Origin of the sequence: Polymorphobacter sp. PAMC 29334 (genome assembly GCF_019431245.1) — a bacterium.
Taxonomy (GTDB): domain Bacteria; phylum Pseudomonadota; class Alphaproteobacteria; order Sphingomonadales; family Sphingomonadaceae; genus Polymorphobacter_B; species Polymorphobacter_B megasporae.
Map to the genome: position 1 here is coordinate 801937 of NZ_CP080243.1, position 17745 is coordinate 819681.

The window sequence follows — 17745 nt, forward strand, 5'->3', positions numbered from 1 at the left end:
CGCGATGCCAGTGCTCCCCGCTGCCTCATCCCGGGCGGAAGATATCGTCCCCCTGCCGAAAATCGTGCAGCGGCGGCCGCTCCGCCGCCGTCGAGCCGTGAGACTCGGGTGGTTGTGCGACACGGGGCTTGCGCAGCGACGACTAGTTTATGTTATGTGCATAAACAAATAGAGTGATGGGGAGCGCCGGTGGATCAGCAGCACGACGACATGCAGGCTCCGCTCGCGCTCGACCGGCTCCTTCGACCGCGGTCGGTCGTCATCGTCGGCGCGTCCGACAAGCCGGGATCGCTCGGGGCGTCGGTCCTCGCCAATCTCGAGCGGCAGGGCTTTGCCGGGCCGATCCACCTCGTCAATCCGAAGCGCAGCGAGATCGGCGGGCGGCCTTGCGTTGCCAGCGTCGACGACCTGCCATCGGGGATCGACGCCGCCGTCCTCGCGATCCCGCGCGCCGGCGTGCTCGACGTCATCCGCGGGCTTGCCGCCCGCAGCGTCGGTGCGGCGGTCGTGTTCTCGGCGGGCTTTGCCGAGGACGGACCGCAGGGGCTCGCCGACCAGGAGGAAATCGGCCGCATCGCGCGTGACGCGGGCATGGTCGTCGAGGGACCGAATTGCCTCGGCCTCGTCAACTTCGTCGACCGCGTCTCGCTGACCTTCATCACCATGCCCGAGGCGCGCGCAGTGGGTCCGCGCCGGGTCGGGATCGTGTCGCAGTCGGGCGCGATGGCGGCGGTCCTCGCGACGACGTTCATCGCGCGTGACGTGCCGCTGTCCGCATACATCTCGACCGGCAACGAGGCCGCCAGTGGCGTCGAGGATTATCTCGCACACCTCGTTGCATCGCCCGAGACGGCGGTGATCGCGATGGTCGTCGAGCATTTTCGCCGCCCCGCTGCCTTCCTCGCCGCCGCCCGCGCCGCGCGGGCAGCGGGCAAGACGATCGTCCTCCTCCACCCCGGCAGCAGCGACGCGGGCGCGGCGAGTGCCGCCACCCATACCGGGGCGATGGCGGGCAGCTATGCGGTGATGAAAGTCCATGCCGAGGCGGCGGGGGTGATCGTCGTCGCGTCGCTCGAGGAGCTTGGCGACGTCACCGAGATCGCAGTGCGCTTTGCCAATCTGCCGCGCGGCGGTGTCGGGATCGTCGCTGAATCGGGGGCGTTGAAGGCGATGCTGCTCGACCTGTCCGAAGCGGTCGCGCTCGACCTGCCGCCGCTCGGCGACGCCGACAGCCCCGCATTGCGCGCGGCACTGCCCGCGTTCGTACCCGTCTCGAACCCAACTGACATTACCGCGCAGGGTTTGATCGACCCCGGCCTGTACGGGCGCACGATCGCCGCGCTGCTCGGCGACGACCGCATCGACACCGTCCTCGTGACCTTGATCCAGACCGAACCCGGGACGTCGGGGATCAAGTTCGCTGCGGTCGCCGAAGCGCTCGATGCTGGCGGCATGACGAAGCCCGTCATCGTCGCGGGCGTCGACGAGGGCGGGGAGGTCGCGCCATCCGACATCGCGCGGCTGCGTGGGCTCGGAGTCGTGTATTTGCCGACGCCCGAGCGCGCAGTACGGGCGCTTGCGCGGATCGACGGCTGCGCGGCGACGGTCGTGCACGCCCTTGGCGGTGGCGAAGGCCTTGCCGGCCTGCCGCCCGCCGGATCGATCGTCCCCGAATATCGCGCCAAGGAACTGCTCAGGCCGTACGGAATCGATGTTCCCGGGTTCGAGCTGACCCAGACGGTCGCGGCGGCGGTCGCGGCGGCCGACCGGCTCGGCTATCCCGTCGTCCTCAAGGCGCAGGCCGCCGCGTTGCCGCACAAGAGCGATGCCGGTGGCGTCATCATCGGCCTCGCCGATGCGGCGGCGGTCGCGGCTGGATGGGAGCGGCTCCACGCCAACCTCGCCGCGTCGCGTCCCGAGCTCGACCTTGACGGCGTCCTCGTCGAGGCGATGGCGGCGAAGGGTGTCGAGCTGATCGTCGGCGCGCGTCGCGATCCTGCATGGGGACCGACGCTGCTGGTCGGCTTCGGCGGCGTCGCGGCCGAACTGCTCCACGACGTCGTGCTGCTGCCGCCGGGATTGTCGCGCGCGGAGATCGTCGCCGCGATCCGCACGCTACGCCTCGCGCCGCTCCTCGACGGTTTTCGCGGCGCGCCGGTCTGCGACATCGACGCGGTCGCCGCGATCGTCGAAGCGCTCGGCCGTGTCGTCGGCGCAACCCCGGGCATCACCGAGGTCGACCTCAACCCGGTCGTCGCCTACCCCAACGGCGCGCTCGTCCTCGATGCGCTGATCTCGACCTGAAGCTGGGCCTCCGCCAGAGCGCCTGGCCAAGCTGGGACGGTCCCAGCCCTTTGCGCTAGCGGCAGGGAACGATCGTCTTCGGTGCGGCGCGCGGGACGAAGACCGCGAGGTAGATCCCATCCTCGATCGCGTGGGTCGATTCGCGGGCAAAACCCATTGCGCCGAGTTCGCATTCGAGCAGCGCGGGCGGCGTACCATGATCGCCCGTCGTCCGGTCGGCGTCGACGATCGCGACGCGACCGCCGGGCTTGAGGCTCGCGCGGACCCGCCACAGCAAAGCGAATGGCTGGGTGATCTCGTGATACATATGGACCATCAGGACGACGTCGGTGCTGCTCCGCGCGAGCCCGACATTGTCGGCGCGGCCCATCGTCGTCGTGACATTGTGGAGCGGCTTGACCCGACGCGCGAGCTTGGCGACCGTCGCGTCGTCGATGTCCTCGGCGATGACACGCCCCGATGGGCCCACCGCGCGCGACAGATGCGGTTCGTAATAGCCCTCGCCCGCGCCGACGTCGGCAACGGTCATGCCCTTCAAGTCGCCGAGCACCGCGATAACCTTCTCGGCCTCGCCAAGGTGCTCGCGCTCGTCTTCGGTCGACCAGCGCGGTGAGACAATCGGCGCGACCGGGCGCGACAGTGCCGGGAAGCTCGGCTCGGGCGAATGCGAGCCGAGCGGGCCGCTGACCACCGCCGTCGTCGCGGCGGCAATGACAAGCAGCCCGAGCACGATCGGCAACGGCTTCACCGCGGGGCGATGACCATCAGCATCTGCCGGCCTTCCATCTTCGGCAACTGCTCGACCTTGGCATAGTCGACCGCGTCGTCGCGAACGCGCTCGAGCAGGCGCAGACCGAGTTCGCCGTGGCTCAGTTCGCGGCCACGGAAGCGCAGCGTCAGCTTGACCTTGTCGCCCTCCTCGATGAATCGCTGGACCGCCTTCATCTTGGTATCATAGTCGTGATCGTCGATGTTCGGACGCATCTTGATCTCCTTGATCTCCTGCGTCTTCTGGTTCTTGCGGGCAGCAGCGGCCTTCTTCTGCGCCTCGTACTTGAACTTGCCGACATCGAGGATCTTGCACACCGGCGGATCGGCGCCCGGCGAAACCTCGACGAGGTTCAAGCCGACTTCGTGCGCGGTGGCGATCGCTTCCTTGGTGTAGAGAACACCAAGATTTTCGCCGTCCTGGTCGATCACGCGGACCTTGGGAACGGTGATGAATTCATCGTAGCGCGGGCCGTTCATCGGCACCGGGGCATTCTGCGGACGGCGGGTCATGGGGGGTGGTATGGCGTGGTCTCCTAAGGTGATTCTTGGCGTTTACTTGATGTAACGCTTTTCGAGCGATTCCGAAAGGCGGGGAGCCGCTTAATAACGCGGCCCTTTCCGCCGCCTCCGGCCTTCCTACATTGGGGATAACCACACCCCATTTGTTTGAAAGTAACTCCCCTCACATGGCAGAATTTCCCGACTGGCACGGCACGACGATCGTGTCGGTGCGCAAGAACGGCCGCGTCGTCATTGCCGGCGACGGGCAGGTCACCGCCGGGCAAACGGTGATGAAGTCGAACGCGAAGAAGGTCCGGCGGCTCGGCAAGGACGGCGCCGTCATTGGCGGGTTCGCCGGCGCGACCGCCGACGCCTTCACTTTGTTCGAACGCCTCGAGGCGAAGCTCGACCGCTTTCCCGGGCAATTGACCCGCGCCGCGGTCGAGCTCGCCAAGGACTGGCGGACCGATCGCTACCTGCGGCGGCTCGAGGCGATGATGATCGTCGCCGACAAGGATGTGACGCTGATCTTGACCGGGACCGGCGATGTCCTCGAACCCGAATTCGGCGTCGCGGCGATCGGGTCGGGGGGCAATTACGCGCTCGCCGCCGCCCGGGCGCTCGCCGACACCGACCTCGATGCGGAGGCGATCGCCCGCAAGGCGATGAAGATCGCCGCCGAGGTCTGCGTCTACACCAACGACAATGTCACTTTGGAATCAATCGGATGAATGTGATGTCCCCAATCTCCGTGCCCGGCCCCGACGAAGCGCCGACGGCGTTCGACACCCTCACCCCGTCGGCGGTGGTTGCCGCGCTCGACCGCTATATCGTCGGCCAGGGCGACGCGAAGCGCGCAGTCGCGGTCGCCCTGCGTAACCGCTGGCGGCGGCAGCGGCTCGGCGACGACCTGCGCGACGAGGTCAGCCCGAAGAACATCCTGATGATCGGTCCGACCGGGTGCGGCAAGACCGAGATCAGCCGCCGGCTGGCGAAGCTCGCCGAGGCGCCGTTTCTCAAGATTGAGGCGACCAAGTTCACCGAGGTCGGCTACGTCGGACGCGACGTCGACTCGATCGTCCGCGACCTCGTCGAGGAATCGATCCGCCTGATCCGCGAGAGCAAGCGCGCCAGCGTCCGCGACAAGGCCGAGGCTGCTGCCGAAGCACGGCTGCTCGACGTCCTCGTCGGCAAGGACGCGAGCGAGGCGACCCGGCAGGCGTTCAAGCAGCGCTTCTACAACGGTGACATCAAGGGCCGCGAGATCGAGATCGAGGTCGAGGATTCGGGCGGCATGCCGTTCGAGATGCCCGGCATGCAGCCTGGGCAGGTCGGCATGATCAATCTCGGCGAGATGTTCGGCAAGATGTCGGGCAAGACCAAGCGCCGGAAGATGTCGGTCGAAGCCGCGTGGGACGTCCTCCTCGCCGAGGAGAGCGACAAGCGCCTCGACAGCGACGACATCAATCGCGAGGCGGTCAAGTCGGCCGAGCAGAACGGCATCGTCTTCCTCGACGAGATCGACAAGATCGCGGTTTCGGATGTCCGCGGCGGGTCGGTCAGCCGCGAAGGCGTCCAGCGCGACCTGCTGCCGCTGATCGAGGGCACGACGGTTGCGACCAAGTACGGCCCGGTCAAGACCGACCATATGCTGTTCATCGCCAGCGGCGCGTTCCACGTCTCGAGCCCGTCCGACCTGCTCCCCGAGCTGCAGGGGCGGCTGCCGATCCGCGTCGAGCTGAAGGGTCTGACCAAGGATGATTTCGTCCGCATCCTGACCGAGACCGAGGCGTCGCTGATCCGGCAATATACCGCGCTGCTCGCGACCGAGGGGGTCACGCTCGACTTCACCGCCGACGGGATCGAGGCGATCGCGGCGACCGCGGCACAGGTCAACGACGCGGTCGAGAACATCGGCGCGCGACGGCTCCAGACGATCTGCGAGAAGTTGCTCGAGGGCATCAGCTTCGACGCGAGCGAGCGCGGCGGCGAGACGGTGACGATCGACGCGGCGTATGTCGAGCGCGAGTTGGGCGACATCGCGCGGGACACGGACCTGTCGAAGTTCATCCTGTAGGGCGCGGGGTCTGGTCGGGATGGCGCAGCTGGCCGGACGTCGAGAGCCCCGCCAGTCCTTCATCGTCACCCCGGCGAAGGCCGGGGCCCATCGTCGTGCAAGCACCGAATTTCGCGTTGCGCGGAGAGATGGGCCCCGGCCTTCGCCGGGGTGACGAGAAGTGGGCGCTGTATTCCCGTCCTGTCGGGCAGACGAACGCGCTGTCCTACACCTCGCGTTTCCGACTAAGTTGCGACCCATGACCTTGAACACCCCCTCAAACCGCGGCCAAATTATCCCGCAACGGTTCGAAGGGCAGAAATTCTGGTCGAACGGTCCGTTAACTTCGTCAACTTCCAAATTGCCTCTAGTGCCAAGTCGGTTACCGCGGCTCGCCCGTAGCGCGGTCGAATGACCTCGACCCAGCCAACCGCGTGCGACGCCAACTGCGCAACCGCGCAACCCGAGGGATCGACTCCGCATGCCGGGCTGGTCCTCACCGCGACGATCCTCGCGTCGAGCCTCGCCTTCGTCGACGGGTCGGTGGTCAATGTCGCGCTACCCTCGATCGGGCGCGACCTCGCGGGCGCGGCCCCCGACCTCCAATGGGTGGTCAACGCCTACCTCCTGCCGCTGAGCGCGCTGCTCCTGCTCGGCGGCGCGGCGGGGGATCGTTATGGGCGGCGGCGGTTGCTGGTGGCGGGGATCGCGCTGTTCGCGCTCGCCTCGATACTCTGCGCCGCCGCGCCATCTCTGCCGTGGCTCCTCGCCGGGCGCGCGGCGCAGGGCATCGGCGCGGCGATGCTGATGCCGAACAGCCTCGCGATCCTCGGCTCGTCGTTTAGCGGCGAGGCGCGCGGGCGGGCGATCGGGACATGGGCGGCGGCGGGGGCGATCGCGGGCGCGATCGGGCCGCTCGCGGGTGGCTGGCTCGTCGACCTGATCGGCTGGCGCGCGATCTTCTTCGTCAACCTGCCGATCGCGGCTGGGGCAATCGTCCTCGCGCTGCGCTACGTCGGCGAGTCGACCGACGACGGCACCCCGCTCGACTGGACCGGCGGCATCCTCGCGACCGCCGCGCTCGGGGCATTGACGTGGGGACTGACCTTGCGCTCGACCGGAGCCGGGGGAGGCGTCGTCCTCGTCGCGGGCGCGGTGCTGCTGACCGCCTTCGTCGCGGTCGAGTGGCGGCGCGGCGACCGGGCAATGATGCCGGTGTCGCTTTTCACCTCGCGCAGCTTCACCGGGCTGACGGTGCTGACCCTGCTGCTCTACGGCGCGCTCGGCGGGCTGCTGCTGTTGCTGCCGTACGTCCTGATCGAGGCCGATCATTATTCGGCGTTCGCCGCCGGGGCGGCGCTGCTGCCGCTGCCGGTCACGATCGGGATCGCGTCGCGGGCTATGGGGCGGCTCGCGGCAAAGACGGGGTCGCGGCTGCCGCTGACCGTCGGGCCGATCGTCGTCGCCGGCGGCTTCCTCCTCGCCGCGCGGATCGGTGGCGGCGGGACGTACTGGACCGAGGTGTTTCCGGCGCTGATCGTCGTCTCGCTCGGCATGGCGGGGGCGGTCGCGCCGCTGACGACGGCGGTGCTGAGCTCGGTCGACGCGCGCCACACCGGGACCGCGTCGGGGTTCAACAGCGCGGTCGCGCGGACCGGTGGGATGATCGCGACGGCGTTGCTCGGCGCGGCGCTCGCGGCAAAGGGCGATGCGCTCGTCGCCGCTTTCCAGACCGCGGCGTTCGTCGCGGCGGCGCTCGCGTTGGGAGCCGGACTGGCGGCGTTTGCCCTGCTCGACCGCAAGAAACCGGCATGACGCGCAAGACGCCCGCCGTCGGCCATGCTAGGTCCGAAACGATCCTCCAACCTCAGGAAATTCAATGACCCTTTCGATGTATCAGGCGTCGGTGCCGGTGTTCGTCCGGCAGTTCGCCTCGCTTACCGCGATCCTCGACAAGGGCGCCGCCTTCGCCGCCGAACGCGGAATCGACCCGTCGGAGTTGATCGAAGCCCGCCTCGCGCCCGACATGGCCGCGCTGCCGCGGCAGATCCAGATCGCGTCGGACGGAGTCAAGGGCTGCATCGCGCGGCTCGCCGGGATCGACGTGCCGGGCTATGCCGACACCGAAACCACCTTCGACGCGCTCAAGGAGCGCATCGCCAAGACCGTCGCATTCATCGAGTCGGTCCCGGCCGACCAGATCGACGGCACCGAGGACCGCGAGATCAGCCTCAAGTTCGGCGAGCAGTCGATAAACCTGTCGGGGCAGGCGTATCTGCTCACGTTCGTGCTGCCGAACTTCTTCTTCCACGTCAGCATCGCCTATGCCCTGCTGCGGTCGAAGGGAGTCGAGATCGGCAAGCGCGACTACCTCGGCGGCTGACGCGACAGCAGACCGGCCGTCGATCCTAGAAGGCAGGGTCGAATGCGGGTTCGTGGATGCCGCATTCGGTCTTGTCCCAGCCGCGCCAGCGCCCCGAACGCGGATCTTCGCCGGGCAGCACCTTGCTCGTGCACGGCACGCAACCAATCGAAGCGAAGCCCTGCGCTTCGAGCGGATGGCGCGGCAGCTGGTGCTCGGCGAAATAGGCGTCGAGCCGCGCCTTGTCCCAATCGGCGAGCGGATTGACCTTGAGCCGCCCCTCGTCGAGCTCGAAGCGCGGCAGCGCGGCGCGGGTCTTGCCCTGGAAGCCCTTGCGCCCCGACAGCCACGCGTCGAACGGCGCGAGCGCAGCCCGCAGCGGCTCGACCTTGCGGATCTCGCAGCAGCCGTCGGGATCGAAGCTCCACCGCAGGCTCGTCGGATCGCGCGCCGCCAGCCGGTACGGATCGGGTCGCTGGACGCGCAGGTCGGTCAGCCCCAGCCGCTCGGCAAGCTCGTCGCGATACGCGAGCGTCTCGCCGAACATCTTCTGGGTGTTGATGAAAATCACCGGCACCGTCTTGTCGATCGCGGCGACGAGATGGAGTAGGACCGCCGATTCGGTGCCGAACGACGACACCGCCGCGGTCCGCCCGGCAAGCTCGCCGATCAGCAGCTCGGCGAGCATTGCCGCGGTGTCGACGCCCGCGAAGCGCAGGTTCATCGCGCCGACCTCGGCGAGCGTGAATGCCGGGGCAACGTCGATGACGTCGGGGATGCGTGCTGCCTCAGCCATGCCGCAATGCCCAGACCGGGGGGCGGCCATCGGCGGCCTTCTGGTAGACATAGTCGTAGCGGCTCAGCGCAGCCTCGACGCTGGCCGGATCGAGCGGCTTGGCCGGGGCGAAGCTGTCGAAGCCGACGCGGCGCATGAAGAACACCTGGTCGAGCAGCACGTCGCCAGCCGCGCGGAGTTCGCCGGTGTAGCCCGCCTCGCGCAGGATGCGCGCCGACGAATAGCCGCGTCCGTCGCGGTACTTGGGGAAGGCAATCTCGATCAGCCGCAGCCCGCCCAGGTAGGGCACGAGCGCGCGAGCGTCATCGCCCGGATCGAGCCGGACGGCGGCGGTGTTCGACGTCGCGGTGAAGTCGGCGAGCGCGACGACTGGCCCGTCGTAGAGCGCGCTATCGCGGAAGCTGAGCGGCGGCGTCAGCGTCTCGGGCGTCGGTGCCGCGCCGGCGACGGGGGACTGGTCCTGGACGTCGGTCATGCGGCTTCCCCGGGCAGCTTGGCGATGACCTTCAGCTCGAAGTTGAAGCCGTAAAGCCACGTCACCCCGATCCCGGTCAGCGCCGGATACGGCGGCTCGCCGAAGAACTCGGCGCGAACTTTGGCTGCGATCGGCAGCGTCTTCTCGGGGTCGACGGTGTAAATCGTGAGATCGACGATGTCGTCCAACGTGCACCCGCCCGCCGCGAGCACCGCTTCGAGGTTCCGGTACGCGAGCCGAAGCTGGGCCTCGGGATCGGGTTCGGGGCTGCCGTCAGCGCGGCTGCCGACTTGCCCCGAAACGAACAGGAAGCCACCCGACACGACCGCCGCCGAATATCTGTTGCGCTCGTACAGATCCTGCCGACCGGCGGGAAAGACCGCGACCCGCTTACCCATAAACCGCATCCTTGAATGGCCCGGCACCGACCCGGCGATACGTATCGAGGAAGCGTTCGCCAGGGCCGCTGCGGACCGTCCGGTACGCCTCGATGACTTTTTCGACCGCATCGACGACGCCCGCTTCGGAGAAGCCCGGGCCGAGGATCTTGGCGAGGCTGGCGTCCTCAGCTCCCGATCCGCCGAGCGAAAGCTGATACGCCTCCTCGCCCTTCTTATCGACGCCGAGGATGCCGATGTGGCCGGCGTGGTGGTGGCCGCAGGCGTTGATGCACCCCGAGATCTTGATCTTGAGCTCGCCGATGTCGTGCTGGCGGTCGAGATCGGCGAAACGCTCGGCGATTTTCTGTGCGACCGGGATCGAGCGCGCGTTGGCCAGCGCGCAATAGTCGAGGCCGGGGCAGGCAATGATGTCGGTGACGAGGTCGAGGTTCGGCGTCGCCAGCCCGGCGCCCTCGAGCGCGGTCCACAGCGCATACAGGTCGGCCTTGCGGACGTGGGCGAGGACGAGGTTCTGGCTGTGGGTGACCCGGATCTCGTCATGGGCATAGCGCGCCGCAAGGTCGGCGATCAGGTCCATCTGAGCGGCGGTGGCGTCACCCGGGATGCCGCCGACGGGCTTGAGGCTGATCGTCGCGATCGCATAGCCCGGCTGCTTGTGGGCATGGACGTTCTGGTCGACCCACATCGCGAAGTCGGGGTCGCTGCGGTCGACGGTGTCGGGCGCGGCGCGGTCGTAGTCGGGATCGGCGAACTGCGCGACGATCCGGTCGTATTCGGCCTGCGGGGCATCGAGCGCGAGGGGCTCGACGATCGCCCATTCGGCCTCGACCTGGGCAGTGAATTCGACCGCGCCGAGCTCGTGGACGAGGATCTTGATCCGCGCCTTGTAGATATTGTCGCGGCGTCCGTAGCGATTGTAGACGCGCAGGATCGCCTCGCAATAGCTGAGATACTGGCGCGCGGGGATGAACTCGCGGACGACATGGCCGATCATTGGCGTCCGCCCCATGCCGCCGCCGACCCAGACCTTGAAGCCCAACTCGCCGTCCTTGCGGACAAGCTGCAGCCCGATGTCGTGGAGCTGGATCGCCGCGCGGTCGATGTCGGTGGCGATCACCGCGATCTTGAACTTGCGCGGCAGGAAGCTGAATTCGGGGTGGAAGCTCGACCATTGGCGGAGAAGTTCGGCGTAGGGGCGCGGGTCGCCGACCTCGTCGGCGGCGGCGCCGGCGAACTGGTCGCTGCTGATGTTGCGGATGCAGTTGCCGCTCGTCTGGATCGCGTGCATCTCGACCGCCGCCAGCTCGGCGAGCAGGTCGGGGGCCTCCGACAGCTTGATCCAATTGTACTGGATGTTCTGCCGCGTCGTGAAATGGCCGTAGCCGCGATCGTACTTGCGCGCGATATGCCCGAGCATCCGCATCTGCGTCCCCGACAGCGTCCCGTACGGCACCGCGACGCGGAGCATGTAGGCGTGGAGCTGGAGGTAGAGCCCGTTCATCAGCCGCAGCGGCTTGAACTGGTCCTCGGTGATCTCGTTCGCCAGCCGCCGCGCGACCTGGTCGCGAAACTCGTCGACGCGGGCATCGACCATCGACTGGTCGTATTGGTCATAACGATACATCAGGCGGTCGCTTCGATTGAGTTGGGCCGGTTGAGATCGCGGCGGATGGTCGGCCCGGCACCGCGGACGCGCTCGCGCATCGTCCGCGGGCGCGGGCCGTCCGGGGTCGGCTCGGCATCGATGAGGGCGGCATCGGTGATCCGCTCGGCGGCGACGGTCCGCGCGAGCAGCGCGTCGCCATCTGGCCCGACGTCGACGGCATCGCGCAGCGCGAGGCTCCAGGTCGACCCGGTCCACCAGACGACGTCGCCCGTTTCGAGGGCATTGCCGGTCAACAAGCGGATCATGCGAATTCCTGAAAAGCGGCAAGGACGTCGACCGCGGTGCCGAGCCGCGCGACGTCGCCGATGACGAGGAGCGCGGGCGAGACGACGGCATTGTCCTCGACCGCGCGGCCAAGGTCGGCGAGCAGGGTGCGTAACGCGCGTGCGCCGGGCAGCGTCCCGCGCTCGAGGATCGCGCATGGAGTCTCGGGAGCGAGCCCGTCGGCCATCAACTTGTCGGCGATCCCGGTCGAATTGGTCACGCCCATGTAGACGACGAGCGTCCGTCCCTTGCCGGCGAGACCTGCCCAGTCCTGCTCGGCGAGGTTCTGGCAGGTGCCTGCGACGAAGCTGACCGACGAGGCATGGTCGCGGTGGGTGAGCGGGATCAGTGCCCCGGCTGCGGCGCCGAGTGCCGCCGAGACGCCGGGAACGACGCTGACCGCGACGCCGGCGGCGAGCAGCGCCTCGACCTCTTCGCCGCCGCGCCCGAAGACGAACGGGTCGCCCCCCTTTAGCCGGACGACATTGTAGCCAGCGCGCGCCTCGGCGACGAGCAGCGCGCCGATCTCATCCTGCGGCAGGGTGTGGCGGGCGCGGCGCTTCGAAACATCGACGCGGCGCGCGCCGGGGGCGAAGTCGAGCACTGCCGGGTCGATCAGGCCGTCATGGACGACGACATCAGCCACCGCCAGCGCGCGGACGGCACGAATGGTCAGGAGATCGGGCGCGCCGGGACCAGCCCCGACAAGGGTGACGCGACCGGTTAGTGGGACGGATGGAGCCATGATCGGCAAGTGGGTTGTGCGGACCCGATTGGAAAGCAAGGCTTTCTTTGCCGGGGTCAAGGCGCGTTACCCAAGCGATTTAGTGGGATATTGCGATGGGTGCGCCGCCGCCTCCGGTTTGCGCTGTCCTACAGGGGCATGAAGGGGTTACGCTCTCCGCTTGGAGTCGGGTCGCGTCAGCCCGGCAACGCGCTCTTTCTCATTGTTGGCCGCCGTTCTTTCCGGCTCCTTCTATTCCTGCTCCCCTTCCCTTCAGGGGAGGGGCCGGGGGTGGGGGAGTCGCCCCGAGCCCTTCGCTCGGGAAGGCCCTACCCCGGGCCGGCAAGCGCCGCCTCTCGCCCCTCCCCTGAGCCGCAGGCCGCCCGAAGGGCAACGGGAGGGGCAGCGAAACGGTCTGCGCGCGCTCCTTCGAGATAGAGGTCGTCGCGAAAATCCATGTCGATTTCCGTGAACTTCGTGTGACCTTTCAAACGCGCAGGTTTCAGCCCAACTCGCTTAAATCGAGCGCCACCAACAGCTTAGCCCGGGCTTGCCGGCAGTGATGCCACAGCCCGGGCGAGGCGAGGTCGGCCGGCGCGACGACCGCGGGCCAGTGCTCGCCGACAACGCGCTCGATGCTCTCGGCCTTGGCCGCATCGAGGAGGAAGCGCGGGTCGACCGTTGCCGGGTCGGCGACGACGCGGAGGCGGAGGCAGGCGGGGCCGCCGCCGTTACGCATCGACTCGCGGACCTCGACGAAATGAAGCGCGCGGATCGGGCCGTTGCTCGCGACGAGGGCGTCGAGATACGCCGCGACGCGCGGGTTGGCGCGGGCTTCGGCGGGCAGGATCAGCGCCATGCCGCCAGCAGGCAGCGTCACCAGCTGCGAGTTGAATAGATACGATTCGATCGCGTCGGCGAGGCTGACGGCGGCGGCGGGGACCGCGATAATCGTCGCTTCGGGAAGCAGCCGGGTGAGGTCGGCGGCGAACCCGGCTGGGTCGGCGAAGGCGAGTTCGTGCATGAAGACAACAGCTTCGTTCGCCACCGCGACGACGTCGTTGTGGAACGCTCCCGCCGCGATCGCTGCCGGCGACTGCTCGACGAACAGCGTCCGGACGGGGTCGAGGCCGTGGCGGCGGGCAACCGCCTCGGACGCACGCCGGGATTGCCGCGCCGGGAACGGACCGCCCTCGACGCCGTAGACGAAGACCTCGACGCCGGGCGCAGCGTGTGCCGCCGCCAGCCGCATATGGTTGGCCGCGCCTTCGTCGCCGAAGGTCGGCAGCGCCGGATGCACCGCGAAGGCCGGGTGCGCGAACATTAGCCGGACTTGTCGCTCGGTCGCGGTCGCCTCGTGGCTGCGGTGCGGCATCCGGGCGAGGTTGGCGATGCTGAGGTGGCAGCGCCCGTCGCTTGTGTCGGGAGCCGGGGAAACCGTCGCGGCGTTCGCGGTCCACATCGACGACGCCGACATCGCCTGCGCGAACACGACCGGATCGGCCCGTGCTGCCGCGGCGCAGACCTCGTCGTCACTGCCGGCAAAGCCAAGCTGCCGCAGCCAGCCGGTTGCCGGTCGGTCGGGGGGCACGAAGAACCCCTGGACCAGACCCAGCCCCATCGCCGCGCGCATCTTCGCCAGCCCCTGGAGCGCGGCGTCGCGCGGCCGCGAGACCGACCCGGCGTTGCTGGCGCTGGCGAAATTGCCGAGGCTCAGCGCGGCATAATTATGGCTCGGCCCGATGATCCCGTCGAAGTTGATCTCGAGGCTCACCGCAAGCCTGTCGCGATGCTGCCCTCGATGCCGTCGGCCTCGAGGCTGGCGACCGGCCATGCGCAATAATCGGCGGCGTAATAGGCGCTCGGGCGATGGTTACCGCTGAGGCCGACGCCGCCGAACGGCGCGTTCGACGCCGCGCCATTGGTCGGGCGGTTCCAGTTGACCACCCCGGCGCGGCTCTCCCGCCAGAAGCGGTCGTAAAGCGCCGCGTCGCCGCCGATCAGCCCGGCGGATAGCCCGAACTTGGTCGCGTTGCCCTCGACCATCGCGGCGGCGAAGTCGGGGACGCGGACGACCTGGAGGACGGGGCCGAACAGCTCGATGTCGCGGTCGGCGACGCTGGTCACGTCGATCAGCGCGGGCGTCAGGAACGGCTTTTCCGGTGTGAGCCGGTCGAGCCCGCGGACTACCTTGGCACCCTTGCCAACTAGGGCGGCGAACCCCGCCTGAAGCGCGTCGGCGGCGCGGTTGTCGATCACCGGCCCCATGAACGGCTGCGGCTCGTCGAACGGCGCACCGACGACGATCCGGTCGATCAGGGCAACGACGCGGTCGAGCAGCGGGGCCGCATCGGGGCCGACGATCAGCCGCCGGGCGCAGGTGCAGCGCTGCCCCGCCGACAGATACGCCGACTGGACGATCAGCGCCGCCGCCGCGTCGAGCCGGTCGTCGGCGAGGTCCCAGACGACGAGCGGGTTGTTGCCGCCCATTTCGAGCGCGAGAATCTTGTGCGGCGTCTCGGCGAACTGGCGGGCAAGCGCCGCCCCGGTTCGCGGCGAGCCGGTGAACAACAGCCCGTCGATGTCGGCGGCGGCAAGCGCCTTGCCGGTCTCGCCGCCGCCGTGAACGACATTGAGCACGCCCGGCGGCAACCCCGCTGCGTCCCAGCACGCCGCCATGAAGTCGGCGACAGCGGGGGTCAGTTCGGACGGCTTGAACACGACAGTGTTGCCCGCGAGCAGGGCGGGCACGATGTGGCCGTTCGGCAAATGCGCGGGGAAGTTGTACGGACCGAGGACGGCGACGACGCCGTGCGGCTTGTGACGCAGGACCTGCCGGACCCCCGCAACCGTGCCGCTGCGTGTCCCGGCGCGTTCCGCCTGAGCGGTGATCGAGATATCGACCTTGGCGCGGACGCTGGCGACCTCGGTCCGCGTTTCCCACAACGGCTTGCCGGTTTCGCGAGCGATCAGCACGGCAAAGTCCTCGGCGCGCTCACCGACGACGGCAGCGAAGCGATGAGCGGCGGCGATGCGCTCATCGAGTGTGGTCGCGCTCCAGCCGGGGAAGGCGGCGCGCGCTGCGGCAACCGCGGCGGCGGGTTCGCCGGCAGGGCCCTGCCAGACGATGTCGCCGGTGCAGGGGTCGGTGGAGGTCTGGATCATACGCTAAAACCCGACATGCCGCACCTCGTCGCCCAAGCCGACCCGCATCAATTCCGCCTCACCTGCGGGCAAGACCAGCCCATCCGCGCACCAGTCGGCGTGGCCAATCCATGACCTGAAGTCGCCGAGCCGTCCGGCAGCGAGCAAGGCGCGGGGCAGGCCGCCGCTGCCCTCGGCGAGCTCGCCGACCGGTGCGGCGCGGCTGGCGGCGATCGTTCGCACGCTCTCGGTAGGGCAGGTCACGGTTGGACCGCCGTCGAAGATGTCGACGTAATTCTCGTAACGGAAGCCTTCGGCTTCGAGCATCTTCAAAGCCGGCACGCCGCGCGGGTGGGGGTGGCCGATGACCGCCTGCGCGCCCTCGCTGAGCAGGGCGACATAGACCGGCTGTTTGGGCATCAGGTCGGCGATGAACTGGTTGCCGTTGAGGCTGTTGAACTTGTCGGCGTCGCGAAATTCCATGCCAAAGAAGCGGCGGCCGAGGCTGTCCCAGAACGGGCTGTCGCCGTCGTCGGTCAGCACGCCGCGGAGCTCGGCGAGGAGCTTGGCAGCGAAGCGCTCGCGGTGCCCGGCGATGAACAGGTAACGCGAGCGTGCAAGCAGCCGCCCGAGCCCGCCGGTGCGCAGGTCGGGGTGAAGGAACAGCCCGCCGACCTCGCTCGCCCCGTCATGGTCGGTGACGAGGTTAAGCAGTTGCATCGAGAAGGTCTTGCCGAGCGCGCGCGAGGTCTGCGACGCACTCGAAATCTTATAGCTGTAGAACGGCCATTCGCTGCCGACCCGGCTGAACACCGCCGCGGTGCCGCCGATGCGGCGCGTCGAGGTCTGTTCGAGGATCAGCAGGTACATCTCGTCGACCGGGCCGGTCAGGCTGGCGGTGAACGAGGCCTCGGACTTGACCAGCCGGGCCGCGAGCGCATCGCGGTCGGGCGGCAGGTTGGTGAAGCCGCCGCCGGTCAGATGCGCGAGCTCGAGCAGTGCGTCGAGGTCGTCGGCCCGCGCCGGGCGGATGTGCCAGGTCACCGGATCCATCCGCTCTGCGCCACGCGCATCAGGACGAGCGCCGACAGGCGGGCGCGCTCGACGAGGCTGGCGGTATCCATATACTCGTCTGCCGAATGGATCGCGCCGCCGCGGACGCCCATCGTGTCGACGACCGCGAGGCCGGTCGCGGCAAGGTTGTTACCGTCGCAGACCCCGCCAGTATCGCGCCAGCCGATCCCCAGCCCGATCGCCGCGCCGCAGTTGTGGACGAGGTCGAACAGGCGACGCTGGTTCGCGTCGAGCGGCTTCGGCGGGCGAGCGAAGCTGCCGTCGAGGGTGATGGCAACATCGTGCTGGACGGCAACCGCGGCGATGGCATCGGCAATCGCGTCCTCGGCGGAGGCCTGGTCGGCAAGCGTCGACGGGCGGACGTTGAAGCGCAGGATGGCAAGGTCGGGGACGATGTTGTTCGGCCCGCCGCCGTCGATCCGTGCCGGGTTGACCGACAGCCCATCGCGGACCAGCGCGGCGAGGCGCAGCGCGAGGTCGGCGGCTGCAAGCAATGCGTTGCGTCCTTTTTCGGGCTCGCGCCCGGCATGGGCGGCAGTGCCGCGGACGACGGCGGCGAAGTTGCCCGACCCCTTGCGCCCGCCGGCGAGGGTGCCGTCGGGCAGCGCGGGTTCGTAGGTCAAGCCAAGGTGGCAGCGCAAAGCGGCGTCGCGGAGCAGCGCCGCCGAGCCGAGCGACGACACTTCCTCGTCGCTGTTGAGGACGACCTCGTAGCCGATCCCGGTGGCGAACGGCGACGCCTCGATGGCTTCGAGCGCGGCAAGCATAACCGCGATGCCGCCCTTCATGTCGGCGGTGCCGGGGCCGTTGACCGTCGTCGCGTCGAGCCAGCGGCACGCCTGGAACGGATGGTCGGCGGCGAACACCGTGTCGATGTGGCCGGTCAGCAGGACACGGACCGGGGCGTCGGGGCGGACCACGAGATGCAGGTTGTCGCCATGCGCGAGCGGCCGGGCGGTACCGGTGGCGTCGACCGCATCGACCGGGGTCGGGGCAAGGCGGCTGACGGCGCCCAGCGCGGCGAGCGCGGGTTCAATCGCATCGGCCACCGTCCGAAGGCCAGCGAGGTTGCGGCTCCCAGAATTGATCGCCGCCCACGCCAGTGTCCGATCGAGCATCGCGGCACCATCGATCCGGTCGAGGACCGCAGACTCGGCAGCCGTCGGGGGGTGGATCGTCGTCATTAGCATGGCGCGGTCTTAGCCGG

17 protein-coding genes are annotated in these 17745 nt (G+C 68.8%); 5 read left to right on the forward strand and 12 right to left on the reverse strand.

Annotated features, from left to right (window positions below):
* The first annotated feature begins 210 nt into the window (after positions 1-210).
* Positions 211-2304: an acetate--CoA ligase family protein gene (locus KZX46_RS07665; RefSeq protein WP_219776899.1), complete on the forward strand. Its 2094-nt coding sequence runs from the start codon at positions 211-213 to the stop codon at positions 2302-2304.
* Positions 2305-2359: 55 nt separating this feature from the next.
* Here KZX46_RS07665 and KZX46_RS07670 read toward each other — a convergent pair whose 3' ends face one another.
* Positions 2360-3052: a class I SAM-dependent methyltransferase gene (locus KZX46_RS07670; protein ID WP_219776103.1), complete on the reverse strand. Its 693-nt coding sequence runs from the start codon at positions 3050-3052 to the stop codon at positions 2360-2362.
* Positions 3049-3585, reverse strand: coding sequence for a translation initiation factor IF-3 (gene infC, locus KZX46_RS07675; protein WP_216709747.1), 537 nt, complete (start codon positions 3583-3585; stop codon positions 3049-3051). The genes KZX46_RS07670 and infC overlap by 4 nt, the downstream gene beginning before the upstream one ends.
* A gap of 176 nt (positions 3586-3761) precedes the next feature.
* Here infC and hslV point away from each other — a divergent pair, with 176 nt between their 5' ends.
* The 4 genes from hslV (at position 3762) to KZX46_RS07695 (ending at position 8015) form a co-directional block, all read left to right on the forward strand.
* Positions 3762-4307: an ATP-dependent protease subunit HslV gene (hslV, locus tag KZX46_RS07680; protein ID WP_219776104.1), complete on the forward strand. Its 546-nt coding sequence runs from the start codon at positions 3762-3764 to the stop codon at positions 4305-4307.
* A 5-nt stretch (positions 4308-4312) separates the two neighbouring features.
* Positions 4313-5653, forward strand: coding sequence for an ATP-dependent protease ATPase subunit HslU (gene hslU / locus KZX46_RS07685; RefSeq protein WP_219776105.1), 1341 nt, complete (start codon positions 4313-4315; stop codon positions 5651-5653).
* Positions 5654-6043: 390 nt separating this feature from the next.
* Positions 6044-7447, forward strand: a complete 1404-nt coding sequence (locus KZX46_RS07690; RefSeq protein WP_219776106.1) for an MFS transporter — start codon at positions 6044-6046, stop codon at positions 7445-7447.
* Positions 7448-7511: 64 nt separating this feature from the next.
* On the forward strand, positions 7512-8015 hold the full coding sequence (locus tag KZX46_RS07695) for a DUF1993 family protein (RefSeq protein WP_219776107.1): 504 nt from the start codon (positions 7512-7514) through the stop codon (positions 8013-8015).
* A 25-nt stretch (positions 8016-8040) separates the two neighbouring features.
* Here the strand turns inward: KZX46_RS07695 and KZX46_RS07700 are convergent, their stop codons facing one another.
* The 10 genes from KZX46_RS07700 to KZX46_RS07745 all read right to left on the reverse strand — a co-directional run bounded on the left by KZX46_RS07700 (position 8041) and on the right by KZX46_RS07745 (position 17722).
* Positions 8041-8790: a phosphoadenylyl-sulfate reductase gene (locus tag KZX46_RS07700; RefSeq protein WP_219776108.1), complete on the reverse strand. Its 750-nt coding sequence runs from the start codon at positions 8788-8790 to the stop codon at positions 8041-8043.
* Positions 8783-9265, reverse strand: a complete 483-nt coding sequence (locus tag KZX46_RS07705) for a DUF934 domain-containing protein (protein WP_219776109.1) — start codon at positions 9263-9265, stop codon at positions 8783-8785. Before KZX46_RS07705 ends, KZX46_RS07700 begins: the two co-directional genes overlap by 8 nt.
* On the reverse strand, positions 9262-9663 hold the full coding sequence (locus KZX46_RS07710; protein ID WP_219776110.1) for a RidA family protein: 402 nt from the start codon (positions 9661-9663) through the stop codon (positions 9262-9264). Before KZX46_RS07710 ends, KZX46_RS07705 begins: the two co-directional genes overlap by 4 nt.
* A complete protein-coding gene (locus KZX46_RS07715) occupies positions 9656-11290 on the reverse strand; it encodes a nitrite/sulfite reductase (protein WP_219776111.1) in 1635 nt (544 codons plus the stop codon). The genes KZX46_RS07710 and KZX46_RS07715 overlap by 8 nt, the downstream gene beginning before the upstream one ends.
* The gene (locus tag KZX46_RS07720) at positions 11290-11577 is read right to left on the reverse strand and encodes a DUF2849 domain-containing protein (RefSeq protein WP_370647504.1); all 288 of its coding nucleotides are present in this window, start codon (positions 11575-11577) and stop codon (positions 11290-11292) included. Before KZX46_RS07720 ends, KZX46_RS07715 begins: the two co-directional genes overlap by 1 nt.
* Entirely contained in the window at positions 11574-12341 is a 768-nt protein-coding gene (gene cobA, locus KZX46_RS07725; protein ID WP_219776112.1) for a uroporphyrinogen-III C-methyltransferase, read from the reverse strand. The genes KZX46_RS07720 and cobA overlap by 4 nt, the downstream gene beginning before the upstream one ends.
* A gap of 481 nt (positions 12342-12822) precedes the next feature.
* Complete coding sequence (locus KZX46_RS07730) at positions 12823-14094, reverse strand: N-succinylarginine dihydrolase (protein ID WP_219776113.1); 1272 nt, start codon at positions 14092-14094, stop codon at positions 12823-12825.
* Positions 14091-15485 (reverse strand): succinylglutamate-semialdehyde dehydrogenase, encoded by a 1395-nt coding sequence (gene astD / locus KZX46_RS07735; RefSeq protein ID WP_219776114.1) that lies wholly within the window; start codon positions 15483-15485, stop codon positions 14091-14093. Before astD ends, KZX46_RS07730 begins: the two co-directional genes overlap by 4 nt.
* Before the next feature lie 3 nt (positions 15486-15488).
* Positions 15489-16517, reverse strand: a complete 1029-nt coding sequence (locus KZX46_RS07740) for an arginine N-succinyltransferase (RefSeq protein WP_370647505.1) — start codon at positions 16515-16517, stop codon at positions 15489-15491.
* Positions 16505-17722 (reverse strand): hydrolase, encoded by a 1218-nt coding sequence (locus tag KZX46_RS07745; protein WP_219776116.1) that lies wholly within the window; start codon positions 17720-17722, stop codon positions 16505-16507. The genes KZX46_RS07740 and KZX46_RS07745 overlap by 13 nt, the downstream gene beginning before the upstream one ends.
* Positions 17723-17745 lie beyond the last annotated feature (23 nt).